Origin of the sequence: Marinobacter sp. 1-3A (genome assembly GCF_016597775.1) — a bacterium.
In the GTDB taxonomy this organism is placed as follows: domain Bacteria; phylum Pseudomonadota; class Gammaproteobacteria; order Pseudomonadales; family Oleiphilaceae; genus Marinobacter; species Marinobacter xiaoshiensis.
Map to the genome: position 1 here is coordinate 157621 of NZ_VCGZ01000005.1, position 24531 is coordinate 182151.

21 protein-coding genes and 1 pseudogene are annotated in these 24531 nt (G+C 54.1%); 9 read left to right on the forward strand and 13 right to left on the reverse strand.

The window, feature by feature from the left end; translation table 11 throughout:
* Positions 1–9 precede the first annotated feature (9 nt).
* Positions 10–1326 carry an ABC1 kinase family protein gene (locus tag FE848_RS09755; protein ID WP_200202612.1) on the forward strand — a complete coding sequence of 439 codons (1317 nt, stop codon included), beginning with the start codon at positions 10–12 and terminating at the stop codon, positions 1324–1326.
* Here the strand turns inward: FE848_RS09755 and FE848_RS09760 are convergent.
* Both FE848_RS09760 and FE848_RS09765 read right to left on the reverse strand, forming a co-directional pair.
* Positions 1319–2002: an SIR2 family NAD-dependent protein deacylase gene (locus FE848_RS09760; protein WP_200202613.1), complete on the reverse strand. Its 684-nt coding sequence runs from the start codon at positions 2000–2002 to the stop codon at positions 1319–1321. The genes FE848_RS09755 and FE848_RS09760 overlap by 8 nt on opposite strands.
* Positions 2002–3405, reverse strand: coding sequence for an FAD-binding oxidoreductase (locus tag FE848_RS09765; protein WP_200202614.1), 1404 nt, complete (start codon positions 3403–3405; stop codon positions 2002–2004). Before FE848_RS09765 ends, FE848_RS09760 begins: the two co-directional genes overlap by 1 nt.
* A 192-nt stretch (positions 3406–3597) precedes the next feature.
* On the opposite strand from FE848_RS09765, the gene serA reads away from it, so the two are divergent.
* Complete coding sequence (gene serA / locus FE848_RS09770) at positions 3598–4827, forward strand: phosphoglycerate dehydrogenase (RefSeq protein ID WP_200202615.1); 1230 nt, start codon at positions 3598–3600, stop codon at positions 4825–4827.
* An 81-nt stretch (positions 4828–4908) separates the two neighbouring features.
* Here serA and FE848_RS09775 read toward each other — a convergent pair whose 3' ends face one another.
* Together FE848_RS09775 and FE848_RS09780 are read right to left on the reverse strand one after the other, a co-directional pair.
* A complete protein-coding gene (locus tag FE848_RS09775; protein WP_200202616.1) occupies positions 4909–5565 on the reverse strand; it encodes an OmpA family protein in 657 nt (218 codons plus the stop codon).
* 79 nt (positions 5566–5644) lie between these two features.
* Positions 5645–6661 carry an alpha/beta hydrolase gene (locus FE848_RS09780; RefSeq protein WP_200202617.1) on the reverse strand — a complete coding sequence of 339 codons (1017 nt, stop codon included), beginning with the start codon at positions 6659–6661 and terminating at the stop codon, positions 5645–5647.
* Positions 6662–6740: 79 nt separating this feature from the next.
* On the opposite strand from FE848_RS09780, the gene FE848_RS09785 reads away from it, so the two are divergent.
* Positions 6741–7634: an alpha/beta hydrolase gene (locus FE848_RS09785; RefSeq protein ID WP_200202618.1), complete on the forward strand. Its 894-nt coding sequence runs from the start codon at positions 6741–6743 to the stop codon at positions 7632–7634.
* Here the strand turns inward: FE848_RS09785 and FE848_RS09790 are convergent.
* The 4 genes and pseudogenes from FE848_RS09790 to FE848_RS09805 form a co-directional block, all read right to left on the reverse strand.
* Complete coding sequence (locus tag FE848_RS09790; RefSeq protein ID WP_200202619.1) at positions 7612–7890, reverse strand: GIY-YIG nuclease family protein; 279 nt, start codon at positions 7888–7890, stop codon at positions 7612–7614. The two genes, FE848_RS09785 and FE848_RS09790, sit on opposite strands and share 23 nt — an antisense overlap.
* Positions 7880–8787, reverse strand: a pseudogene (locus FE848_RS09795) (DMT family transporter). The gene FE848_RS09790 and the pseudogene FE848_RS09795 overlap by 11 nt, the downstream one beginning before the upstream one ends.
* Positions 8784–10226, reverse strand: a complete 1443-nt coding sequence (locus FE848_RS09800) for a sigma 54-interacting transcriptional regulator (protein WP_200202621.1) — start codon at positions 10224–10226, stop codon at positions 8784–8786. Before FE848_RS09800 ends, FE848_RS09795 begins: the two are co-directional and overlap by 4 nt.
* Positions 10223–11695 carry an ATP-binding protein gene (locus tag FE848_RS09805; RefSeq protein ID WP_200202622.1) on the reverse strand — a complete coding sequence of 491 codons (1473 nt, stop codon included), beginning with the start codon at positions 11693–11695 and terminating at the stop codon, positions 10223–10225. The genes FE848_RS09800 and FE848_RS09805 overlap by 4 nt, the downstream gene beginning before the upstream one ends.
* A 189-nt stretch (positions 11696–11884) precedes the next feature.
* On the opposite strand from FE848_RS09805, the gene FE848_RS09810 reads away from it, so the two are divergent.
* The gene (locus FE848_RS09810) at positions 11885–12280 is read left to right on the forward strand and encodes a DUF4168 domain-containing protein (protein ID WP_227714548.1); all 396 of its coding nucleotides are present in this window, start codon (positions 11885–11887) and stop codon (positions 12278–12280) included.
* An 85-nt stretch (positions 12281–12365) separates the two neighbouring features.
* Here FE848_RS09810 and FE848_RS09815 read toward each other — a convergent pair whose 3' ends face one another.
* Genes FE848_RS09815 through FE848_RS09825 form a run of 3 tightly spaced genes read right to left on the reverse strand, consistent with a single transcriptional unit; the run spans position 12366 to position 15336 of the window.
* Complete coding sequence (locus tag FE848_RS09815; RefSeq protein ID WP_227714547.1) at positions 12366–13169, reverse strand: mechanosensitive ion channel family protein; 804 nt, start codon at positions 13167–13169, stop codon at positions 12366–12368.
* Positions 13170–13177: 8 nt separating this feature from the next.
* The gene (locus tag FE848_RS09820; RefSeq protein WP_227714546.1) at positions 13178–14461 is read right to left on the reverse strand and encodes a hypothetical protein; all 1284 of its coding nucleotides are present in this window, start codon (positions 14459–14461) and stop codon (positions 13178–13180) included.
* A gap of 35 nt (positions 14462–14496) precedes the next feature.
* A complete protein-coding gene (locus FE848_RS09825) occupies positions 14497–15336 on the reverse strand; it encodes a 23S rRNA (adenine(2030)-N(6))-methyltransferase RlmJ (RefSeq protein ID WP_200202623.1) in 840 nt (279 codons plus the stop codon).
* A 499-nt stretch (positions 15337–15835) separates the two neighbouring features.
* On the opposite strand from FE848_RS09825, the gene FE848_RS09830 reads away from it, so the two are divergent.
* From FE848_RS09830 to FE848_RS09850, 5 genes are all read left to right on the forward strand, one after another.
* On the forward strand, positions 15836–17134 hold the full coding sequence (locus FE848_RS09830; protein WP_200202624.1) for an imelysin family protein: 1299 nt from the start codon (positions 15836–15838) through the stop codon (positions 17132–17134).
* Positions 17135–17268: 134 nt separating this feature from the next.
* On the forward strand, positions 17269–18678 hold the full coding sequence (locus FE848_RS09835; RefSeq protein ID WP_200202625.1) for a di-heme oxidoredictase family protein: 1410 nt from the start codon (positions 17269–17271) through the stop codon (positions 18676–18678).
* Positions 18679–18689: 11 nt separating this feature from the next.
* Positions 18690–19739: an imelysin family protein gene (locus tag FE848_RS09840; RefSeq protein ID WP_227714545.1), complete on the forward strand. Its 1050-nt coding sequence runs from the start codon at positions 18690–18692 to the stop codon at positions 19737–19739.
* 10 nt (positions 19740–19749) lie between these two features.
* Positions 19750–20850 (forward strand): DUF1513 domain-containing protein, encoded by a 1101-nt coding sequence (locus FE848_RS09845; protein WP_200202627.1) that lies wholly within the window; start codon positions 19750–19752, stop codon positions 20848–20850.
* A 185-nt stretch (positions 20851–21035) separates the two neighbouring features.
* Positions 21036–22307, forward strand: a complete 1272-nt coding sequence (locus FE848_RS09850; protein WP_265091916.1) for an MFS transporter — start codon at positions 21036–21038, stop codon at positions 22305–22307.
* Between the two features lie 33 nt (positions 22308–22340).
* Here the strand turns inward: FE848_RS09850 and FE848_RS09855 are convergent, their stop codons facing one another.
* A complete protein-coding gene (locus FE848_RS09855) occupies positions 22341–22712 on the reverse strand; it encodes a DUF4870 family protein (RefSeq protein WP_200202628.1) in 372 nt (123 codons plus the stop codon).
* Between the two features lie 71 nt (positions 22713–22783).
* Complete coding sequence (locus FE848_RS09860; RefSeq protein ID WP_200202629.1) at positions 22784–24424, reverse strand: methyl-accepting chemotaxis protein; 1641 nt, start codon at positions 24422–24424, stop codon at positions 22784–22786.
* Positions 24425–24531: the final 107 nt, after the last annotated feature.

Sequence of the window (24531 nt, forward strand, 5' to 3'; positions counted from 1 at the left end):
TAGTCAGGCATGGCAAAAAAACCGGTTACCTCACGCAGTGGTCGTTTCTTCAAACTTGCTGGCATGACTGCCTCGGTGGCGGGTCAGTATGCCGGCCAGAAAGCACGCAGTCTGTTCAGCGGCGAAAACGACGAAGGTGCCCGCAGTGAAAGCTACACCCGCATGGCCAACCGCATTACCGACACGCTCGGTGAAATGAAAGGTGCCGCCATGAAGGTGGGGCAAATTGCCTCCCAGACCCAGGATTTCCTGCCCCGTGAGTTCTCTGATGCGCTTCAGAAACTGCAGAAAGAAGCGCCCCCCATGCCGTTTGAGATTATCCTTGAACAGATAGAGACCGAACTGGGCAAGCCGGTTGGCGAGTTGTTTGAGTACCTTCAGGAAAAGCCCTACGCTGCAGCGTCCATCGGCCAGGTGCATCGAGCCCGCCTGCATGACGGCACGGATGTGATCGTGAAGGTACAGTACCCGGGCGTGGATGAATCCTGCGATTCAGACCTGAAACAACTTCGGCTGGCGCTGAAGCTTGGTGGTCTGCTGAAAATGCCGAAAGAGTCGGTCGATCAGTTGTTCAAAGAGATTCGCGAGCGTCTGCGGGAAGAGCTGGATTATGAGAATGAGGCCCGCAATATTGCGCTGTTCCGCGAGTTTCACAAAAGCGATCCGTGGGTGGTTATTCCTTCCGTAATTCCCAGTCACTCAACCCGCCATGTACTTACTCTGATTCTGGAGGAAGGCGATCATGTGAGTGAGGTGACCCCGGAGCGCTATGATCAGGCTACGATCAATCTGATCGGCCATCGTATGTTTAAGACCATGGCGGATCAGTTATTCCGCTTTCAGTGCATTCATGGCGATCCACACGCGGGGAATTTTGCCTATCGGCCGGATGGCAGCGTTGTGATGTACGATTTTGGCTGTGTTAAGAAGCTGAAGCCGGAGATTGTTGAAGCTTACCGTAATGCGGTTACGGCGGCGCTGGCTGAGGACTATAAGGCGCTGGATTCTTATCTGATTGATTTGGGTGCGCGGGTTGGGAGCCAGCCGGCTATTGATGAAGCCTACTACGCGATGTGGCGAGATATTCTTGTGGTGCCGTTTGATTCCGAGCAGCCTTATGATTTTGGTGAGTCGAGCATTCACAAGAGTGTGGCGGCGAAGACGAGTACGGTGTTCAAGTATCTGGATTCGTTCAAGCCACCGGTTGAGAGTATTTTTATTGATCGGATGATTGCGGGGCATTATTGGATGCTGAAGCGCCTGGGGGTTCAGGCGGCTTTTGGTGAGGAGCTTCGTAAGTATCTTGCCGAATCATCAACTATCTAGATAGAAAGTTCGCTGCCCATTCTGCAACGCCCTCTCCTGCACCTTTTCTGATAACCCTTGCACGGGAAACTCCTGCGGTTTCGCCGGGATCTACCACCGTAATCGGCACGTCTCGTTCCACTTCGTGAATCAGTCCTGCAGCCGGGTATACCTGTAGTGATGTACCGACGATCAGCAGGTCGTCTGCGGTGCGAACTATGTCAGCCGCTGCTTGTAGCATGGGGACGTCTTCCCCGAACCAGACGATGTGCGGGCGTAGTTGCTCCCCATATTCACAGGTCTCGCCAAGTTCTATGTCACGGTAGCCTATGTCGTAAACCAGGTCCGGATTAACCGAGCTGCGGGCTTTGGTGAGTTCGCCATGGAGGTGAATTACGTTGCTGGAGCCACCGCGTTCGTGCAGGTCATCTACGTTTTGGGTGACGATGGTTACCCGGTGACGCTGTTCCAGCTCACCCAGCAATTTGTGGGCGCGGTTTGGCTGAACCTTGGCGAGTTGGCGGCGGCGTTCGTTGTAGAAGCGCAGTACCAATTCCTTGTTTCGGGCGAAGGCTTCGGGGGTGGCAACATCGTATACGCTGTGCTGCTCCCATAGCCCGCCGTTATCGCGGAAGGTGGAGAGACCACTTTCGGCGCTGATGCCAGCGCCGGTGAGTACTACGATATGCCGTTGCATTAGTCGAATATCTTGCCGGGGTTAATGATGCCGTTAGGGTCGAACACCTGCTTGATCCCTCTCAGGTACGCAATCTCCGCCTCGCTGCGGGTGTATTGCAGGTAGGGCTTTTTGGTCATGCCTACGCCGTGTTCGGCGGAGACGCTGCCCTGGTATTTTTCGACGATTTCAAATACCCACTTGTTCACCTGCTGGCATTTTTCAAAGAAGTCTTCTTTTGCCATGTCTTCAGGCTTCAGGATGTTGAGGTGCAGGTTGCCATCGCCAATATGGCCGAACCAGATGATTTCAAAGTCCGGATACTGCTCCGCCACTAATGCGTCAATTTCCTGCAGGAATTCCGGCACTTTTGAAACCACTACCGAAATGTCGTTCTTGTATGGGGTGCGTGGTGCTATGGATTCAGAAATGCGCTCACGTAGCTGCCATAGGTTCTGAGCCTGGGTTTCGCTCTGGCTGATGACGCCGTCCAGTACCCAGCCGTTTTCCATGCACTGCTCAAACAGGCTCATGGCGTCGTCCATTACCTGATCCGAAGTGGCTTCAAATTCCAGCAATGCATAATAAGGTGCTTCGGTTTCAAACGGCGCCTGCACTTGGCCGTGGGCCAAAACGTGCCCCATGGCTTCGTGGGAGAAAAACTCGTAAGCCGTCAGATCCAGCCCACCCTGGAAAGCTTTGAGCACGTCCATGGTGTTACCCAGGTCGTTAAGCCCAAGCACCAGCACAGTGAGGTTGTCGGGCTGGCGCGTGAGCTTCATGGTGGCTTCAGTAATAAAGCCCAACGTGCCTTCGGCGCCGATGAACAAATGGCGCAGGTCGTAGCCTGTGTTGTTCTTCTCCAGATCCTTGTTCAGTTCGAGGATATCACCCTTGCCTGTGACCACTTTCAGCCCAGCAACCCAGTCGCGGCTCATGCCATAGCGGATAACCTTTATGCCGCCTGCGTTGGTAGAGATGTTACCGCCAAGCTGGCTGGAGCCCGCTGACGCAAAATCCACCGGGTAGTAAAGGCTGTTCTCTTCTGCAAAATTCTGCAGTTGCTCCGTTATAACACCCGCCTGGCAACGAACCAGTCGATCGCTGGCACTGAAGTCCAGGATCTGATTCATGTTATCGAAGGCAACAACCACTTCCCCATTGGCAGCTACCGCACCAGCACTCAAGCCAGTCCGCCCACCAGAAGGAACCAGCGCAATGCGGTTTTCGTTGGCAAACTTCACCAACGCTTGAACCTGCTCTGTGGTTTTCGGGAGAGCAATAGCTATGGGATTCGGCGCGTATATGCGCGTCCAATCCTTGCCGTAACTCTCCAGATCAGCCGGGTCAGTCAAAATCTTACCGGGTGCGTCACCGGTGGCTAACAGCTCTTTCAGGGAGGCAATGATCTGTTCAGAGTTCATGAATGCTTCAGTCTCGTCAGGGTTGGGCCGGTCATGCAGAATAAATAGTTTTCAGTTCAGTTGATCCAGACGAACCGGCGCGCTGTGAAAAGTTGCTTTTATGGTATCATACCGCTCCTGTTCTGTGAGCCAGCCCCGACGATCACTGGCTGCAGGTGATTTCATGCCACGAAAGGTTCGGAAGCAAAGCCCATGTCAACGACGTCTCTCGAAAAGAGCAAAATCCGAATTCTGCTGCTGGAAGGCGTGCACCAGTCCGCACTGGATACCCTGAATGCTGCAGGTTACACCAACATTGAGTACCTCAGTCACTCTCTGGCCGAGGAAGACCTGATTGAGAAGATTGCCGATGCGCACTTTGTAGGCCTTCGCTCGCGCACCCAGTTGACTGCCAAGGTTTTTGAAGCAGCCAAGAAACTGGTTGCTGTGGGTTGTTTCTGTATTGGTACCAACCAGGTAGACCTGCAAGCGGCTACCCGTCGTGGCATTGCGGTTTTCAACGCACCTTTTTCCAACACTCGCAGTGTTGCTGAACTGGTTCTGGCGCAGGCTATTCTCCTGCTCCGCGGCGTACCCGAAAAGAGCGCCAAGGCGCATCGCGGTGAGTGGCAGAAGTCAGCAAAGGACAGCTACGAAATTCGCGGCAAAAAGCTGGGCATCATCGGTTACGGCAACATAGGTACCCAGTTCAGCGTTCTGGCTGAAGGCTTGGGTATGGATGTTTACTTCTATGATGTGGTTTCCAAGCTGCCTATTGGTAACGCCACTCAAGTAGGCAGTTTGCAAGAACTGCTCAACATTTCCGATGTTGTAAGCCTGCACGTTCCTGAAACGCCGGCCACCAAGTATATGTTCAAGGCCGAGCAACTGGCGCAAATGAAGCTTGGCTCTATCCTGATGAACGCCTCAAGGGGTACGGTTGTTGATATTGATGCGCTTGCCGACTCCCTGAGAAGCGGCAAGTTGCTGGGTGCAGCAGTTGACGTTTTCCCGGTTGAGCCCAAATCGAACGACGAGGAATTTGTTTCCCCGCTGCGCGAGTTCGACAACGTAATTCTTACTCCGCACGTAGGTGGCTCCACCATCGAGGCTCAGGAAAACATTGGTCGTGAAGTGGCTGAGAAGCTGGCAATGTACAGCGATAACGGCACCTCAGTGTCGTCTGTTAACTTCCCGGAAGTTGCGCTGCCGTCACACCCGAACCAGCATCGTTTGCTGCACATTCACGAGAACGTGCCAGGCGTTATGTCTGAAATCAACCAGGTATTCTCCGACAACGACATTAACGTTTGCGGGCAGTATCTGCAGACCAAAGAAGACATAGGTTACGTGGTTATTGACGTAGACAAGGCCTACGGAGAACTAGCCCTGGAGAAACTGCTCCAGGTTAAAGGCACCATTCGTGCCCGCGTGCTGTTCTAACAGGCACCAGCATAAAAAAACCGGAGCAAGTGCTCCGGTTTTTTTATGCCCGGATAAACCGGAACTCTTGCCACTAGCTGATTACTGCCGCGGAACCAGAGTCAGCTCTACACGACGGTTTTGCTCTCGACCAGCTGCCGTGTCATTGGATGCAATAGGGTAACGCTCACCATAGCCCACTGCGCGGGTACGATTGGGCTGAATACCCTGATTCAGCAAGAAATCCCGTACAGAACCGGCGCGGCGCTCACTGAGCAGCTGGTTGTAGCTATCTGCGCCAGTGCTGTCCGTGTGACCCTCTATCTGAATAGTGGTTTTATCGAACTCTTTTAAAACCAGAGCCACAGACTCAAGAGTGTTGGTAAAGCCAGGGCGGATAGAGGTCTGGTTCAGCTCAAAGGTAATGTTACCGGGCATCACCAATTCAATCTGATCGCCGTTGCGAACAACCCGAACGCCGGTGCCTTTCAGCTTGTGCCTCAGCTCTGCTTCCTGTCGATCCATATAATAGCCAATACCACCACCAACCGCGGCTCCGCCTGCTGCACCAATCAACGCACCCTTGCCGCGGTCGCTTTTGCTTGAGGTTGCAGCGCCTATTGCAGCTCCGCCGATGGCCCCAACAATGCTACCTTTGGTGGCATTCGAGGTTTTTTCTTCATCGGTGTAAGGGTCATATGTCATGCAGCCGGCAAGGCCCATGGTAGTCACTGCTAGTGCAAGCATCGTTTTTTTCATACATATCTCCTGTCGCGATTTTTTTACAGACGCTTCTCAGCGAGAATTTTTCATACTCCAGAGCCCTTTCCTTATGGTCTCAGAAGCTATCAGGAGCGCCTGCTGCTGAATGCTCAAACGTATCAATAATTGTATTGAACACGGTTGCCTGAAGATCTTTGGCTTCGTTCACCAAATGATGACGCCCGTCGGCTATTCTCACTTCCTCAACCGCTGCAAACTTGTTGCGGATGATTCTCAGATTGTGTTGCCAGTCTACGGTCTGATCTTTTTCGCCCTGAACAACCGTAACCGGAAAGTTCACCGGGCGAGCCGATTCAATGTGCGGTATCCATGTTCGTAGCGCGCTCACCCAATCAACGTGAACGGCCCTTGCCTGCAGCGGGTCATGCTCACGCAGAAAGCGTAAAAAGCGGGTATTACCGCTATTCGCTGCAAATACACGCTGCCACCGGGTCATAAATGGCTTAACCAGCGTGTGCAGCACTTTGGCGCCAAGCCATCCGGCAGGACGCACCAGGGGCGCCAACAAAACCACCTTTCGGAACTCCGATGTCTCTGTGGAGTGGTGGTTAGACAGAAGGTAGTCAATCAATATGGCCCCTCCCGTACTCTGCCCGACCGCAAACCAGGGCCCGCGGATTTTATCCCTGACATGGGCCAGAACTTCTGACAAAACCCCCTGATATTCCAGAAAACTGCCGATAGCTGCAGGTGTGCCACTGGAAAGCCCATGCCCCGGCTGATCATAGGTCAGCACATCAAATCCGGCCCCAAGGCAGCGATCAATCAACTGGCCATATAAACCAACGTGATCAAAATAGCCGTGCAGAATGAATACTGTACCCCGTTTTGCCTGAGACTCCGGCAGCCGGAAATAGTGCACCATAACTTCATGCTCGCCGGCCGTCACATAGCCTTGATGGTAGGCAACTTCGGGGTGCTCCACCCAGAGATCAAGGCCGTAAAAGCGACAGTAGGCAATCATTTCATCGCTGAGTTCTTCACGCCCACCCGGATCAAAAGGCTCCAACCTCTTTAAAAGAGAGCTGCGATCCCAGTCTGGTATTTCTATGGTATCTGTTTTCCAGTACACGTAGAGTTAAACGCCTGTCATGAATAGATAATACGAATTATGATGCACAATCCTAACCCATAGCGGGGGTATAACACAGATGTTGCAACACCTAATTGAGACCGCGCTCCGCCAAACCGTGACTCGTTTGGTCAGGCCAGCCCTTCACCCGGCAATTCCGGTTTCAGTTCAGCGTACTTTGATTAGCCAAGCCTACCGGACCTCTGTTCCACCTCGTGACTGTCGCTTTCAGACAGGCACTCTGGCAGGGCTCTCAACAATCAGAAGCTCTTTCGGAAAAGTCTCTCGTGGCGCGGTGCTGTACCTGCACGGCGGCGGTTATATTATCGGCTCTGCAACCACTCACAAGGGCCTTACCGGACACCTGGCCAAAGCCACTGGCTGTATGGTGGTTGCACCAGAATACCGGCTTGCTCCTGAGAACCCATACCCTGCAGCGTTGGACGATGCAGAAGCGGCCTTGCAGGCGTTGATTACCGAAGGGTATTCACCTGGGCAGATTGCCATAGCAGGCGATTCAGCCGGCGGCGGACTCGCTATCGCCTTGGCCATGCGTCTGCGTGAAAGCAATCAACCGCTCCCCTCTTCAATTACGGTTTTTTCACCCTGGACAGATTTGACCCAAAAAAACCTGTATTCCCCTGAATGCGAACCTGTACTTCAGGCACGCTGGACAGAAAAAGCAGCCAGGCTATACGCCGGACAAGAGCCCTTGACCAACCCTCTTATATCCCCGGTTTTTGGTAACTTTGAGGGTTTACCCCCTCTGCTGATACAGGTTGGTAGTCAGGAAATTCTGCTCAACGATGCGGAACGCTTGGCTGATGCTGCAAGGAATGCGGGAGTAGTTACCCAGTTTGAGGTGTTCAACAGCCTCTGGCACGTATTCCAGGTGCATAGCGGCCAGCTAAAACGAGCCTCCGCTGCCGTGCAGGCCGCTGGCAAGCATATCAAAGCGCATCTGGCAGACTGACCTTACCCTGGACGAGCGCCTCCTTACGCTGCCTTGGCCACTGTTTAATGTGCCACTCCAGCTTGGATGCCCGGCTGCGATCACCCGCTGGCAAGCTGAGCACCAACTCCAGCGGACCTTTGCCTCTCAGGCTCCTCGCGCCTTTTGGCGCACCAGCCTGGTGTTCGGCAAAGCGACGAGGCACATCTGTGGTTATGCCCGTATAGAGCGCGCCGCGGGCCGTGCGCACCATATAGACAAACCAGTCATTGGCCATCTGCCAGCCCCTGCTCTCGCTCTTTCACTTTTTTTGCTGTAGCCAAAGACCCGCCATAATCAACACCAGGCCAATATATGTGGACGGCAGAATCTGTTCGCCCAGAATAAAATAGATGAATACCAGTGACAGAAACGGCGAAATAAAGATCAGGTTACTCACTCTGGAGGTGTTTTCTGCCTTTTTCATGGCGTAAGACCAAAGCACGAAGGCGATGCCCATCTCGAAGATGCCCACGTACAAAGCCGCAACCAGAGAACCGGTAACCGGCAGGGACAGGCCTTCTGTCCACCAACAGATTACCGCTATCACCGGGAGGCCGAACAAAAAGTTCAGGAACAGACCAACCACCGGATCCCGGGTATCACGGGTAGCAATAATCCAATAGGACGCCCACACAAGAGTGCTGCCTATGGCCAGAGCAACCCCGATTGGGTCTGAGAAACTCAAAGTGGTAACAGCCCCACGGGTGGCAATCACCACAACGCCCGCATAGCACACCAGGCCCGCGACTATATCCAGCCTGCGCAGGCGATGGCCCAGAAACGGCACTGACAAATATGCCAAAACCAGCGCCCAAGTGTAATTTAACGGCTGAGCTTCTTGCGCGGGCAGCCGGTCAAATGCGCCAAAAAGAAAGAAATAATACAAACAAGGGTTTATCAGCCCCATGCCAAACGATTGTATGTATTGTTTTTTCTGTAACGAAAACACCAGATGCCAGCGCTTTTGCAACATCAGGATGATCGCCATAACCACCACAGACGCCGAACAAGCAACCAGCAACATTTGCACGGGTGCCAAGTCTGCCAAGGCCAGTTTGAATGCTGTGGCAACGGTAGACCAGAGCAACACAGTGCCCAGCCCGTACATCATGGCTGTTTTCTGATCTTTCACTGCACATCTCCTTTCGGTATTTTTGCGCCACTTCTCACCGCGCCGCTCTCATCGCTTGCTTCAAGGCCCGGTTCACCTGCCGCCAGCCATCTGTACAAGGTGCGCCGGTTTATACCCAGAATTTGAGCAGCTCGGCGTTTGTTGCCTCCCACCGCCTTCATCACCTCAGTTACATAATCTTGCTGGAGGGCGTCGAGTGTTGGCCATTGCGAAATGCTGTCGACGCTAAGCGCGGCCTGTGAGGTGGTGGCAATCCCCTGGCGTTTGCGGACTCGTTCTGGCAGATGATCGGGCTGGATGGTGTCGCCTTCACAGAAGGTCACCGCCCTCTCGATCGCACTGGCCAGTTCACGGACATTGCCCGGAAACGGGTAATCCATAAGAGTGCGGGAGCTTACCTGGCTGAGCTTCAGAAATCCGCGCTGATGTCGGCGGGCAGCTTCACGGAGAAAGTGCATTGCAAGCAGGTCAACATCATCACCTCGCTCACGCAACGCCGGAATGCGCAGGCTCAGAGTCTCCAACCGATAATAGAGGTCTTCCCGGAAGCTTCCCTCACTCACAGCTTTCAACAGATCCACGTGGGTGGCGGCCAGAATTCGTACATCCACGGGCTCTTCCTGATCCGAGCCCACCGGTTTTACCATGCCTTCCTGCAACACACGCAATAGCTTTGCCTGCAAGGCCAGAGGCATCTCGCCAATCTCATCCAGCAACAAAGTGCCACCGTGAGCCTCTGTAAACAGACCTTTCCGAGCCTGGCGCGCCCCGGTAAAGGCACCGGCCTCGTGGCCGAAAAACTCACTTTCCATGAGCTCTGCCGGTATACCCGCACAATTCACCGCCACAAAAGGCTTGGCGTTCCGCTCGCTGACACGGTGAATGGCCCTCGCCACCAGTTCCTTGCCGGTTCCGCTTTCGCCGCATATCAAAACCGCAGCATCACTGCGGGCAATCTGGCGAATTTCAGACCTAAGCCGCACCATGCTTTCATGCTCACCAATCAGGCCGAGGGATTCATCGGTGTTACTGTGTGCAAGAAACTGCTTCAGCTGTTTTGTGAGATCGGCCTGCGTGAGTAATCGCCGTATTTTCAGGCGCAGATGATCAGTAGATAAAGGCTTGGTGAGAAAATCGTCTGCGCCTGCTTGCAATGCCTCAACGGCCTGATCAACTGTCCCGAAAGCTGTAATGATAATAAAGGGCAAGCTGAGACCTTCAGCCTGAGCTGCCTTGAGTAGCTCCAGCCCATCGCCATCTGGCAGGCGCAGATCTGATACCACCAGGTCGGGTGTTTCTGCACTGAGCATTCCGCAAGCTTCACTTACTGTTCCGGCGCGGCTCACGCTATAGCCATCCAGCGCAAGCTCCTCACTCAATAACAGCCCCAGGCTGGCGTCGTCTTCCAGGAGCAAAATCCTTGCTTTGAATTGGCTCATACCCCCGTCTCCACTGGCCAGTACAGGCTCATTCTGCATCCTCCCGATTCACTGTTTCCGATTTCAATCCGGCCACTGTGCTCTTTAAGAATACTGCTGACCATCGCCAGCCCAAGTCCCGTGCCTTCCCCGGCCGCCCGGGTACTGTAAAACGGTTCAAACACTGCGTCTCTTTTCTCAGTGGCTATGCCTGGTCCATCATCCTCAACCCGCACCTCCCACTCGCTATCATAACGGTGCAGCGACAAAGCCACCTCAGCGCGAGCAGCCTGGCAGGCGTTGCGCACTACATTCAAACAGGCCAACTCCAACCTCACAGGTTCTGCCCTGATCCAGGCACCCACTTCAAGCCCTCGGCTTAGCAGGCGCTTCCCATGGCACTTCTCATCTTCACCGGCGCGGTCCAGTACATCTTTGAGGACAGCATTGAGGCTGATCGGCCGCCTTGAATCCGGCACATGGCGGAAGCAATCCAAAAGCTGCTGAATGATGGTGGTCATTCGCCCCACCTGGTAACCGATATCATCCAGTTGCCGTCGCTGTTCATCCGTGAGGTCATGGCGAGCCAGAATGTTTGCGCGCCCCTGAATCACGTTCAAGGGTGCGCCAAGCTCGTGGGCAACCCCGCCCGCCACTCGCCCGATCATGGCAATCTTTTCCTGATATTCCAGGCGCTCGGCAAGTTGACGCTCTGTGATCACACGCTGCTGTATTTCCTCTTCTGCCCGAGCCATGCGCTGGCCCATGTCCCGAACACCACCATATATCTGCCGCAGCTCGCGGGGGCCAGATGGCTCCGCGTCAAACTGCCAGTTGCCGGGTGCCAGCTCACTCATAGCGCTTAACAGGCGACTGACATGGCGGCCGACGGTTCCATAGTGCCCAAGCACAACCACCAGGATGATTGTTATCGCAAGCGCAGACCAGATAGACACAGCCCAAAGGCGGCTTGAGGCCAGCAACTCATGAAAATCACTACGCTTGCGGGTGATTTGCAGCAACCCCTGTATTCGGCCATCGTCGGCCACCAGAGGCGTAAAGTGCGAGAATACAGATTGCCCATCTACCCGCCGAAAGGCCCCGCCAAGCTCGCCACTGTTAATGACCTGCTCAGCGCTGGCGCTGTTCCCTACATCTGTATCTGCCAGGCCGAGACTGGCAATCCGGGCTCCGCCTTTATCGAAAACCGATGCACCGGACACGCGACCAATCCGGAATATTGATCTCAGAGAGTCGCCTATAACCAACTCATCGTTTTCCTGCATGGCTCGGGAAAGGGGGCCGCTGGCAGCTCGGGCCACCAGCTCCAGATCTTCCTGCAAGCGGTCGTTCAGAGCTTTTTCTACAGCCCCAAACCCTAGATATATGGCAAGGCCACTGATGACCAGCAAGGGGACGACAATGCTCAACACCAGGGTGAGTTGTATTGACCCAAATACTTGGCCGGCGCTTCTGAGAGACGGTTTCATTCAAGCTCCAACTACATAAATGCCACACTCTTCTGCCACATGTGACATTTCGTCTCAACCTTCATTACGCAGGATTAACCACAGAAAACTATAAGCCTATGATTTATAAACAATAAATAAAATATACAGAAACTGGCACGAGGCTTGATATGTCTTTGGTGAACGCAAATCAAACAGGAGAAGTCGATTATGAATATGAACAAGCTACTCGTATCCATTACCGCATCCATTGCCCTGCTGGCAGCAGCGCCCACAATGGCTGAGCAGAACCCTGTAGCCACCGGAGGCTCAGAAGGTTACTCAAACCCTGCAGCTGCAGGTACGCAGAACACCCATTACAACGACGCCGAGCTGAAAAAGTTTATTGAAGCGCAGGAAGGCATTTCAGAAGTGCGTGAAGAGTACATAGACAAAATTGAATCAGCGGACTCCCAGCAGGAAGCTCAGAAACTGCAGATGGAAGCTAACGATCAAATGGTATCGGTCATTGAGGATTCAGGAATGGATATCCCAACCTATAATGCCATTGCAACCGCCTACAGCAGCGAGCCAAAGATCCGTAACCGTGTTGACGCGCTGATGTAAGCGCGGGTCAAATCCAGACAAACTGTTCGTCAGTTTAGCCCCGCCAAGCGGGGCTTTTTGATTTGCCTAGCCACCATGCCTCAACTCAATCTGCCACAACCGGCACAGAGACAAATTTCACATTTTGCCGTGCCAGCTCTGCAGAACCTCGAGCTGTAAGCTCGGATACAAACTGGAACTGCTCTTTAGGATCAAACGGGTAGGCCTTCACCCGGTAGTGCATGCCCCAAGGCTTATTAAACACAATCACCAGCACTGGCTGCCAGGTTTTGGTTCGCGGGCTGGTAAACGCTACATCCCGAAGCAAATCACGAACCTGGCTGACATCATGATTAGCCTCCAGATAAAAGTCTGCCGTGCACATCAGGTTATCTGTGCCGTCGTTTCCGTTGGCAATCAGGGAGTTCCACAGCTTATTGTGAGGAATGATCACTACCGTATCGTCAGGTGTAACAATCTCGGCAGCCCGCGTATTGATGGCTCGTACTACGCCGTATTGGCCATCGACCTCAATCCAGTCACCTGGCCGGTAAGGCATTTCGTACAAAGTAACAATACCGGCGATCAGGCTGTTGGCGTAATCCTTGAAAGCAAAGCCAAGCGCCAGGGCAAGCGCCCCGAAAATAGCCACCATATTTTCGAACGACGGTTCTACCAAAATCGGAACTACAACCGTGATCGTGGCGAAAATAATCAGCAATCTGAGTAAAGGAACAGAAGCCAAAAGGTATAGGCGCGGTTTACCACCCAGCTTCTCTGCAACCCGGGGAAGCACCTTCTGCACCGCCACTATGACAAGAGACGCAATAATGATAACGAGTAACGCCTTTAACAGCGCCTGACTGGTTATAGAGGCAAAAGCAGACTTGATTCCAAGATCATCGATCATAACAACTCCTAGAATTGATCAAGCGGAAAACCCCAACCCTGCAAATGCCGCCTGACGGTGGGATACCCGATAGCTGTGACTTGCCAGCGCCCATCAGTCTCATCACAGGCCGCCAACTCTGCACGCTTTAACCGTGATAACACCAAACTCAATTCGTAGGTAGACACACCGGTAACCAACTCCAGGGAGGACATATCAAGACCGTTGTGCAACAACAATCCATGCAGAATAAACCCGGTCACACTCTCCTTGCTTTGGGGCATGCTTGGCAGGCTTAGCTTACCTAGCGGAACAACCCAGCAATCCGCAGCCCGGCTCTGTTTTTCAGTTTTTTCATCAGCCTCATCCAGCTTCGCCTCGTCATCCGGCTTGGCCCGCAGGGATCTCTGCCAGATTGCCAAAGCCACACCGGGATTACCGCGTGATGTAGCGGCCAGGTCGCGCAAGAAAGAACTGTATTTGCGTTTTTTATTGCTTTTAGTTTTGTCTTTTTCAGCCAAAGGCAGCACGTAGAGGCCATCGCCGGTCATTCTTGCAACTATCTCAGACCTGCCTTTTCCCGAAGCCAGATAAGTAAACCAGACGCCAAGGCGCTCGGCGTCCATGGGCGCGGGAGTCCAGGGCGACATCTGGGCGTTCTCAAGATATTGTCCCCAGTATCGCCAACACCAGCTTGAGCAACCCAAAATGCCTGCGCCTGTTTCACCAATGGCAATTCTGCGAAACAACTCCTTCACCAGAACCAGCCCTGACAAACTCCGCAGCCAGAAATCCGCAAGCTCCGTAATTACCCATGGGGTCGACAGATCCTGTTCATCCCACCAATCACAGGCTTCCTTGGCACTAAATGACAGGGTATCCGGCGGCCCAATGATGCGCCATTTTTCACCACTTCCATCAAGTAACCCAGGCTCTGCGAGTTCTTCAAACCGGGCGAGCGACTGCTGCAAACCAGAAAAAGGGGGTGCCACCAGGCACACAACTTCCCGACTCAGAGAGCCCTCGGAACGCGCTTGTTGCACGCCGCTGGCTATAGCTTCTGCCTGACGGCCATAATCCGGCTCCGGAGCCAATCGCTTTTTTTGAATACCGGACAGCTCTGGCAGATCGTCCATGCTTTCAAACGGATCTTCAGCTTGTGAAACCCCGGCCTGCAGTTGAGAGAGGGCATACTGAATAGCGTCTTTTAGTGAACGCCGCACCGATGTTTGAGGCAATGTCCATTGATCAGCGGAAATTAATCCTCCAGGAAGACAAGTGTCCGCCGATTTATCGTTGATTGTATCCTTCAAAAAAACAGCTCCTGCATGACCAGCGGCTAACCTGCTTATTCAGGCACCAACCAGCCGTGTTCGTGGGAAAGGCCCAGCGCAGACTCGCCTGCAATATCCTCAATCATGGCAGAAAAACGGTCTTCAAACCCCCATGGTGGATTAACAACCAGCATGCCGGAACCTGTCATGCCTCGCTCCGGGGGTGTTTTCAGGTGTACTTCACTACACCAGACTTTGCGCAGTGGGCTGTCTTTCACAGCTTGCTTCAAAGTAGCTTGCAGACCACTGGTAAGCACGGGATACCACACAAGATAAACACCGTGTCGGCACTTCTGCCATGCTTTCTGCAGCGTCGCAGCAACATCGGAATATTCGGATTTGATTTCATAGGAGGGATCAATCAAAGCCATCAGCCTGGGTCGTGCCGGCGGCAATTGCCTCAACAGCCCATTCAGACCATCTTCATGCATCACCCGAACATTTTGGTCAGCGGCCCAACCGGCGAGTTGGCTACTTTCCGTGGGGTGTAGCTCAAATGCTGTCAGCGAATCGCCAGGGCGCAAAAACTGGCGAAACCAGGCTGGGGAGCCGGGATAAACCGTTAACGCCCCCTCTCCCGCATTGAACCGGGACAACACTTTCAAAACCGACTGCCAATCTCCGGAAGATAAGCTGTTCCGGCTTGCCCACAATTTTTGTACGCCCAGGTCCGCTTCCGCAGTTTTCCGTGCGCGGTCGCTCTTGAGGTCATAAATGGCGCTACCAGCGTGGGTATCAAAACAAGCAATAGCGGAAGGCTTCGCCTGCATCATAGACAGGGCAAGTGTTAACGCCCCGTGCTTCTGAACATCAGCAAAGTTCCCGGCATGAAAGGCGTGAAGATAACTCAACATAAATCAGCTCCCGATAAACAGAAGCTATTAAGCCCGAGCGCGCACTCCCAGTGCAAGAGAGCGCTGGAAAAAGCGCTCTCGAGCCAGGCAAGACAGTAGAAGCGGCGCGGTGCAGCCGGATGTCAGCCAGAACGGCTAGTGTTGGGAGGTGGCTGGCCAGAACCGCAGCTCTCAGGTTGCCCAGCGACAACGCTGGTTTTATCAACCGACTTACGAAGCGACTGCCACGCTGAGAAAACACTCTTTGAAGAGCCTGCTAGCCTAACCACTGATCCGCTCATACTTTTCCCCTGATATAAGAGCACGTTCAAATCAGAATCTAGCATCACAAATCGTATTTGCAAATGATTATCATTAAAATTTGATATCACGCTTTTTTTTGACCAAGCCACGCTAAAAAACGCCAGAACACTCTTGCGCTGAAAAGCCTCAACAAACATAATTGCGAACGATAATAACTCCTATTACCATGCTCATTTCTGAAATCCCGGAGTCCTCAATGAAGACACTTTTTCGACCGGCCACTCTTGCGCTCGCTGTTGCCGCCACAATAGGTGCTGGCTGCGCCAACACCACCTCACCAGAGGCAGCAGACTCCCAACCAGCCACCAAAATGTCGGTTGTAGAGCACTATGCCGACGTAGCGCATGCCGGATATGAAGACGCCCTGATTACTGCCAAGGCACTGAACAAGGCTACCGACCGATTAATTTCCGACCCTACTGAAGCCAACATGAAAGCGGCCAAGGAAGCCTGGCTCGCAGCACGTGTGCCCTACCAGCAAACAGAAGTGTTCCGCTTCGGCAACGCGATTGTGGATGACTGGGAAGGCCAACTGAACGCCTGGCCACTGGATGAAGGGCTGATCGACTACGTTCAGGCCGACGATTACCAATATGAGCTCGGCAATGCTGGCGCAACAGCCAATATTATTGGCAGCAAAAGCATCAATGTTGGCGGCGAAACCCTCGATGTAACAAACCTCACGCCAGAGCTGCTTGCCAACCTGAATGAGATTGGTGGTTCGGAAGCAAACGTGGCCACCGGCTATCACGCCATTGAATTTTTGTTGTGGGGACAAGATCTGCACGGATTTGATCCTGGCAGTGGCGAGCGGCCAGTAACTGATTATGCAGCCGGTGCCGACTGCACCAACGGCAACTGCGACCGCCGGGGTGAATACCTCGACGCGGTAACCGACCTTCTGGTGTCTGATCTGGAGTGGATGGTTGCACAGTGGGCACCAGGTGCCTCTGACAATTATCGCAGCCAGCTTATGGCCGCGGATGCCGACGAAGGCGTGCAAAAAATGCTGTTCGGCATGGGCTCTCTGTCCCTGGGTGAGCTGGCTGGTGAGCGCATGAAGGTGGCCCTTGAAGCTAACTCATACGAAGACGAGCACGACTGCTTCAGTGATAACACCCACAACTCCCACTACTATAATGGCCAGGGCATTCAGAACGTCTATACCGGCAACTACCGTCGTGTAGACGGCAGTCTGGTATCTGGCCCTTCGTTGTCTGATCTGGTAGCGCAAACCAACCCTGACCTGGACGCCCGCCTGAATGCCCAGCTTGAGGCATCCATGAGCGCACTGGGAATGATGAAGGCCAAGGCCGAATCAAGCCAGAACCCCATGCCCTTTGATATGATGATTGCACCAGGAAATGCAGAAGGAGCAAGCATTGTGAATGGCGCGATTATGGCATTGGTAGAGCAAACCGGCTCCATTGAGCAAGCAGCTCGGCAGCTTGGCCTTGAAGCTCTTTCGCCAGACGACGCAGGCCACTCTTTCTGAAAGTAAACAGGAAAGAAAACGATACCCGGGGGCGAGCGCGGCCCCGGGTAACAAGGAACACGATATAGCCATGGAAAGCCCGCTTTGAGAAGAGCGGATTTTCCATGGCTTATTCAATTATGTGGAACAAATTAATGACCAGGACACAACTCATCACGGGGCTGCTGATTTTCGGTATCGGCCTGCCCATTCACGCCGCCTCCCATGCGGGCTTTCCGTTGCAGGACTCCCCCAATACCGGCGGCGATGGCACGGTTGAGCAGTTCGACACCAACGCCTACTCCCTACCCCAAGGCAATCTTTCCATGACCAAGCGGCTGGACTTCAGCGTTGGTAACAGCTTTTTCCGTAACCCCTGGGTTGAAGCGCCGGCCAGCACCACCGCGCGGGATGGACTAGGCCCTTTATTCAACACCAACTCCTGCCAAGGCTGCCATATCAAAGATGGTCGCGGCCACCCGCCCGCTGCTGATGAAACAGCTGTGTCCCTGTTCTTGCGCCTGGCGGTTCCAGCCGACCCGGGAGTAGACGCAGATATTCTGCTTACCCAGGGTTTTAAGCCGGCGCCGGTGTACGGCAGCCAACTGCAAACCGCTGCCCTGCCCGGTGCAAAGCCTGAAGCCGATATGGTGCTTACATGGAACCCGGTAACAAAGACCTTGGCTGACGGCACCATAGTGGATCTGAGAGAGCCGGTTTACCGGATAGAGAACCCCAACTACGGTCCTCTGCCCGAAGATCTTCTGATTTCCCCTCGGGTCGCGCCGCCTATGATTGGCATGGGGCTGCTCGAAGCGATTCCGATCGCCGACCTGGAAGCCCTGGCCGACCCGCAGGATGAGAATGGCGATGGCATTTCCGGCAAGCTTAATCTGGTGTGGGATCTGGAAACCAAACAGACAGTGCCCGGCCGTTTTGGCTGGAAAGCAGCCGAGCCCAATGTACACCAGCAAAGCATGGGCGCCTTTGCCGGCGATATGGGGCTAACTTCCAGCCTGAAGCCATCTACTGACTGCACGCCTGAACAGGAATGTGACCGCTTTCCCGACGGTGGCCAGCCGGAAGTGAGCGACAAGATCGCAAACTTTGTCACCTTCTATGCAAAGAGCCTGGCCGTACCCGCTCGACGCAACATGGAAGATCCCGCAGTCCAGAAGGGTGCGCAGCTATTTAACGAAACCGGATGCGCCGGGTGTCACACCCCCCGACATGTCACAGGAACAGACCCGGAACGCCCTGATTTGAGCAAGCAGACTATCTGGCCCTATACCGACATGCTGCTGCACGATATGGGACCTGCCCTTGCCGATGGTCGCGATGAGTTTTTGGCCAACGGCAACGAATGGCGCACACAGCCACTCTGGGGCATTGGTCTGGCGCAAATCGTTAATCCGCAAGCCGGCTTTTTACATGATGGCCGAGCGCGCACTCTGGAAGAGGCCATCCTGTGGCACGGCGGAGAAGCCGCTCCGGCGGTGGCGCTTTACACCGGGTTCAGCGCCGAAGACCGACAGGCACTGATCGATTTTCTGACTTCTCTATAATGGAGCCCGACATGACGCGACTGGCACTGACCTTCTTACTCGCCTCATCGGTGGCCGTTTCTCCGCTGGCGGCGGCAACGGCCAATAATGCAGATAGCCAAACTATTGAATACCGAAAGCAATGGCACAGCGACGTTCTCACGGGCTATCAGAACCTGGCGACACAAGGCCAAGCTCTGTCCAGCCAGGCGGCGAGCTATTGTCAGGCCCCCTCGCCGGAAGGGCTTGAGCAGACAAAGCAGGCCTGGCTGGAGGCATTTCTGGCCTGGCAACAGGTTCGTTTTGTGGATTTTGGCCCGGTAGAGCAGGGAAATCGCGCCTGGCAATTCCAGTTCTGGCCGGATCCGAAAAACCTCGTGGCCCGCAAGGCTTCCTACCTGCTTAAAGACGAAGCGCCGATCACACCTGAAAAAGTCAGTGAATCCGGCGTCGCCGTGCAGGGCTTCCCAATGGCGGAGTATTTGCTGTACGACCAGGCCTTCGCTAACGGCGAAGAAGCACTGCCAGCCGGGCGCAGCTGTAAACTATTGCTTGCAGTAACCCGACATATCGCCGACAACGGCCAATCCTTGGCAAATGACTGGCAGGGTTTTCAGAGCAACTACCTTGGCAGTGATCAGTACACAGATACAACTATACGCTCTGCCATGGCCGGGCTGGAGATTCTTGAGGAGCGGCGCCTGGCTACGCCAATGGGCCTGCGCGGTAACGGTAAACGCTCAGTTTACAGCGCCGATGCCTGGCGAAGCGAAGCCAGCCTTGCTGCCATGGGCGCCAGTGTTCAGGGACTCAAACAGAGTTTCCTGCCAGCCTTCTCTAAACTCCTCACAGATCGGAAACAGCCCGATCTCGCCGAGCAGATCGCACAGCAGTTCGACGAAGTGCTGGCTAACTTTCCGGAACTCGACCGCCCGATGGCACCCTTACTGGCTGACGATAACGGATACAAATTGCTGCAAAGCCTATATATCGACATCACTCAGCTGACGTCACTGGTAAATGACCGTGCAGCCGTTGAGCTTGGCGTGGTGCGTGGCTTTAATTCCAGCGACGGAGACTGAGGAGAGGTCCATGCCTGAACTGACTCGCCGAAGCTTCATTAAATCCGCCCTCACTGGTAGCGCTGCCATCAGCCTTTCCGGCTGCACCCTGCTGCCCCGCAAAGCGGGTAACCAGAGCCCTCAGCAATACACCGGCGCTATAGGTCTGCAAGACAACCGTTTTGCGGTAAGCGCCATAGCGCCAGATGGCAGGATGCTATGGCAATCCCCGGTAGGCTCTCGCTGCCACAGTGGCTGTATCCGACCGAATACCGCACAAGTGGTGTTCTTTGAGCGTCGGCCAGGCTGGGCTTTCTATGTTTTCAATAGCGAATCAGGCGATCGGCTGCACCGCATTGAAGCCGCTGAAGGCGAACACTTTGTGGGCCATGGTGTGTTCTCACCTGACGGCCGTTTCCTGTACGCTCCAGCCAATCGTTATGAACCCGGGGAAGGTATTATTGCGGTGTACGATAGCCAACGCGGCTATCAACGAGCCAACACTTTTGAGCTGAACGGCATAGGTCCACACCAGGTCACTATGCACCCGGACGGCCAAACACTGGTCGTTGGGTTGGGCGGCATTCTTACCCACCCGGATTACGACCGCATCAAGCTCAACCTGCCCACTATGAAGCCAGCGCTGTTGATGATGGACAGGCTCTCCGGCGACATTCTCGCCCGGTTCCAGCCGTCACACCATCAACTCAGTACCCGGCATGTGGATGTTGCTCAAGACGGCACTGTTTATGCCGCCTACCAATATCAGGGGCCAGCTCATGAGCTGCCGCCACTGGTTGCGCGTTACCGCAACGGACGCTACGAAGAGATCGACTTTGGTGCGGCCACTCACCGGGAGCTGGGTAATTACATCGCCAGCATAGTGGCTCACCCTGAAAACGACCTGGTTGCCATCGCCTCCCCGATAGGTGGGACAGCGTTAATCTTCAACAGTCGCTCCGGGAAAGTAATTGAAAAGGCTGCCATCCCGGACTGTGCCGGTGTTGAAGCTTTGGCCGGGGGAGACTTTTTAGTATCTTCAGGCCGCGGCAAGCTGGTTCGCATGGGCAAGGGAAAACCGGCGGAAGAAATTGCCAGCATGCCGGTTCAGTGGGATCATCATCTGGTATGAACCATCGCTAATCTGCATTCCGGGGTACTGGGGTGCCGGCCCGGCTGGTATCCTTGGCTATCCATTTTACGGAGGGCAGCGGCTTGTCCCAGCAACAAACACCAATTCAGAAAAACTCCTCTTCCAACGCGGGCGACCAGACAGGTAACGGGCTCTTCGAACGACCTGTCGACCGGCTATACAGCCTGATCGCCAACGAAGAAGACGCCCGGGTATGCAAAGACATCCCAGCCGAAGCCTGCAATGTGGTGCCACGCAACTTCTTCCTGATTCTGGCAGCCAACGTACTGACCAAGCTGGGCGACTTGTTAATCAGCCCGAAAACCGTGCTTGCCTGGCTAATGAGCGCCATTGGCGCGCCGGCTCTGGTGGCCTGGCTCGTTCCCATTCGGGAATCAGGCTCTATGGTTCCCCAAATGATGATTGCAGCTTGGGTTCGCCGCAAACCGGTGCGCAAATGGTTCTGGACACTTGGCAGCTTTGGACAGGCCATCAGCGTGACTGCCATGGCTGCTTGCGTCTGGTTTCTTGAGGGCTATACAGCCGGCGGCGGCATTGTCGCTGCGCTGATTGTATTCTCCCTGTCTCGGGGGTTCTGCTCCGTGGCCATGAAAGATGTTCAGGGAAAGTGCATTCCGAAAACCCGCAGAGGCAGGCTCTCCGGCCTTGCAGCCACTATCGGTGGCACAGCGACGGTTCTGTTGACGGTGATTTTGTTCAGGGATCAGGGCGACCCGACCATCGCATTTTATAGTCTGCTACTTTTGCTGGCAGCTGCGCTCTGGGTGATTGCGGGAATTCTGTTTGCAGGCGTTGAAGAGCACGAAGGTGAAACCGACGGTGGTGGTAACGCCCTTACCGAAGCGTTCAAAAGCTTGTCATTACTGAGGGATGACGCGCCCTTCCGTAACTTTGTGATTACCCGCGCTCTCTTGCTGTGCTCGGCTCTGGCATCGCCCTATTTTGTGGTGCTGGCTCAAAAAGAATCGGATACAGGTTTAATGCTTGGCGTGTTCCTTCTGGCAAGCAGCCTGGCCAGCTCCGTATCCGCCAGTTTCTGGGGGTGGATGGCAGACACCTCCAGCCGACGGGTGATGATTCGTGGTGCGGCAATCGCCAGTGCTGTGTGCTTGTCCGTAGGGCTAACTGCCATGTTTGCAGGCACTGGTGTAGGCAACGGCTGGTTTTACCCGGTGGCATTTTTCGCACTCAGCATTGCCCACGCAGGCGTGAGACTGGGCCGGAAAACCTATTTGGTGGATATGGCAGGAGGCAACAAACGCACAGACTACACGGCTGTGAGCAATACCGTGATCGGGTTTTTGCTGCTTGCTACCGGAGGACTAACCGCACTCTTGTCGCTGATTTCCAACGCTGCAGTGATCGTGGTGCTTGGGTTGATGGGGCTGGCCGGAACCCTGAGTGCAATTCGTCTGAAAGAGGTAACCAGCGGCTGATACACCAGCCGCTTGGTCATTCACAAAAAATTGCTAGATAGGTGCCTTGCCGTCATTCAGTGCCAGGGCACCTTTCACAATGCGAAATATCACCCAAATGGCGGTACCCATAAGAATAAACCAGCCGACAATAATAAAGCTGGTCACCACTCCAATAACTGTCCACAACAAGCCCAGCCAGAAGGTTCTGATCTGCCAGCGGAAATGAGGTTCCACCCAGGTGTTACGAACATCATCGAGCTTCACGTAATTGATAATGACGCCCACCAAACCGGTGATACCCCCCAGAAAAAACGACAACCCCTGAAGGATGTAAACAACCACCGCCAGGTTGCGTGCGGGATCAGATCGGCGCGCCAACTCATTCGCTTCTGCATCCGCAGGTATGTATTCCGGGTCAGCCAAAGCACATCTCCTTTTTCAATATGAGCTGAAAGCTTAACATAGGCGCCAGAACCGATTAGACGCTCATTGGATCAGTGATTATCCGGACGATACCCAAGCCGGAACCCACCCCAGTGTCGCCCGTTCACATATACGGGTACAGAAAGATCGTGCATGATTTCCCCAGTATCCCGCCGGTAGGTTTGCAGCAGCATGTCTTCGGTATGGCTGCCACAGCGTATGCCTGTGCGGTCGTTAAATAGTCGCTTGCTGCGGCTGCGCATCAAATCCGTAGCTGCATCTCCGGTAGGTGCATGAGCAAACTCACGATTATGGGTAGGCACATAGCCATCCGGGGCCGCAGCAATCGCAAACACCAATGCGGGATGGGAACTCTTCACCGCTTCCTGCACCTGTGGCAAAAACTGATCGGTAAAGGCATCGAAGCTGCTTGAATACTTTGCAGGTTGAGTGCCAGGGATCGGCTTTCTCGCCGAATCAAACAGAGCATTTTCTGTCAGCTTGCCATCACGTACCGCTTGCTCAAAAATCTGGCCGATCTGACTGGCACCAGCGCGGGCCTGGTCGTAGAAGAACCTGTGGTAGCTGGAATCACTATTCATCGCAAACGCTGCATTGGCGACTTCCGCAAGCTCCATCAGTGTTGCAGCCTGCTCTGCAAGCGAAGCAACGCTGGTGTCACTTTCAGAGATCTGATCACGAACGGTTTCAATAGCCGTGAATACATGACCCAGGCTGAGTTCGTTGTTCTGATCTATCTCTGCAATACGGGCAATCTGCTGTTGAACCCGATCGGACTGATCGCGTATCTGATCCAGCCGCTCGCCAACACTTTCCACAGACACCAATCCCTCTTCAACGCTGCGGGCAAGATTTTCTATACGGGTGACAATTAAAGCTGTATCGGAACGGATTTCCTGCAGCGTTTCCGCTACTTCGCCCGTCGCCTGAGCTGTGCGACCAGCTAATTGACGGACTTCATCCGCAACCACCGCAAAGCCACGTCCCTGATCGCCCGCACGAGCCGCTTCAATGGCTGCGTTGAGTGCCAGCAAGTTAGTCTGTTCCGCGATGCCTTGAATAGTGCTGGTTACGCCCTGAATTTTGTTGGACTTGTCGTTCAGCTCCTGAATCAGACGCAGGTTTTCACCGGACTGCTGATGCACCAGGCGTATGCTATCAATAGCACTGGTGAGCGCTTGACGCCCTTCCGTGCTGGCTTCACGATTTTGCAGCGCCATAGTGGCCGCTTCTGTAGCCTGCTGCGAAGACTCTCTTACCGTTTCAGTAATCTGACCGGCATACTCTGCCATCTGTGCGGTTTCCTGCACCTGCAAATCCAGTCGCAATTTGAGCTGGTCGGCCGCGTAAGATACTTGCGCGGCAGAGATCGCGTTTTTATCAGCATTACCAGAAAGGGCTTGCGCCAAAGTCCTGCCTGTTTGAGCATTAGCAAGCAGTTGCTCACACCGGGCTCTTACCGGGTGATTCTCTTCAAGAGCTCCCTTGTTCAGGCCTTCCAAACCGCGATCCACTGGAGCCAAAACCCGCACAACCAGATAGGCAGTGGCGGCAACAAGGCCGACAACCAGCCCTATAGAGAGAGATGCAGGATCCAGACCTAACAAGGGCGCCACCAAAACACTGACAACCGCAAGAATAATGGCGATTGCGACTCCCCAAAATACCGCTGCACGATCAAGCAACCCCATAAAAACCTCGACGTTGTTATTATTTCTGATAGGTACACAGTTATCCGGCCAATTTAGAGTCTAAGGAATTGAAACGGTTTGATAACTCATAGTTCGGTCTAGTTTAG

What these genes read in the sequence shown, in the direction of transcription:
- FE848_RS09830 (WP_200202624.1), top strand. Translation starts at nt 15,836, where the DNA reads ATGAAGACACTTTTTCGACCGGCCACTCTTGCGCTCGCTGTTGCCGCC.
- FE848_RS09755 (WP_200202612.1), top strand. Translation starts at nt 10, where the DNA reads ATGGCAAAAAAACCGGTTACCTCACGCAGTGGTCGTTTCTTCAAACTT.
- FE848_RS09790 (WP_200202619.1), bottom strand. Translation starts at nt 7,890, where the DNA reads ATGGCCAATGACTGGTTTGTCTATATGGTGCGCACGGCCCGCGGCGCG.
- FE848_RS09805 (WP_200202622.1), bottom strand. Translation starts at nt 11,695, where the DNA reads ATGAAACCGTCTCTCAGAAGCGCCGGCCAAGTATTTGGGTCAATACAA.
- FE848_RS09860 (WP_200202629.1), bottom strand. Translation starts at nt 24,424, where the DNA reads ATGGGGTTGCTTGATCGTGCAGCGGTATTTTGGGGAGTCGCAATCGCC.
- FE848_RS09765 (WP_200202614.1), bottom strand. Translation starts at nt 3,405, where the DNA reads ATGAACTCTGAACAGATCATTGCCTCCCTGAAAGAGCTGTTAGCCACC.
- serA (WP_200202615.1), top strand. Translation starts at nt 3,598, where the DNA reads ATGTCAACGACGTCTCTCGAAAAGAGCAAAATCCGAATTCTGCTGCTG.
- FE848_RS09815 (WP_227714547.1), bottom strand. Translation starts at nt 13,169, where the DNA reads ATGATCGATGATCTTGGAATCAAGTCTGCTTTTGCCTCTATAACCAGT.
- FE848_RS09775 (WP_200202616.1), bottom strand. Translation starts at nt 5,565, where the DNA reads ATGAAAAAAACGATGCTTGCACTAGCAGTGACTACCATGGGCCTTGCC.
- FE848_RS09840 (WP_227714545.1), top strand. Translation starts at nt 18,690, where the DNA reads ATGACGCGACTGGCACTGACCTTCTTACTCGCCTCATCGGTGGCCGTT.
- FE848_RS09825 (WP_200202623.1), bottom strand. Translation starts at nt 15,336, where the DNA reads ATGTTGAGTTATCTTCACGCCTTTCATGCCGGGAACTTTGCTGATGTT.
- FE848_RS09760 (WP_200202613.1), bottom strand. Translation starts at nt 2,002, where the DNA reads ATGCAACGGCATATCGTAGTACTCACCGGCGCTGGCATCAGCGCCGAA.
- FE848_RS09800 (WP_200202621.1), bottom strand. Translation starts at nt 10,226, where the DNA reads ATGAGCCAATTCAAAGCAAGGATTTTGCTCCTGGAAGACGACGCCAGC.
- FE848_RS09845 (WP_200202627.1), top strand. Translation starts at nt 19,750, where the DNA reads ATGCCTGAACTGACTCGCCGAAGCTTCATTAAATCCGCCCTCACTGGT.
- FE848_RS09810 (WP_227714548.1), top strand. Translation starts at nt 11,885, where the DNA reads ATGAATATGAACAAGCTACTCGTATCCATTACCGCATCCATTGCCCTG.
- FE848_RS09835 (WP_200202625.1), top strand. Translation starts at nt 17,269, where the DNA reads ATGACCAGGACACAACTCATCACGGGGCTGCTGATTTTCGGTATCGGC.
- FE848_RS09785 (WP_200202618.1), top strand. Translation starts at nt 6,741, where the DNA reads ATGTTGCAACACCTAATTGAGACCGCGCTCCGCCAAACCGTGACTCGT.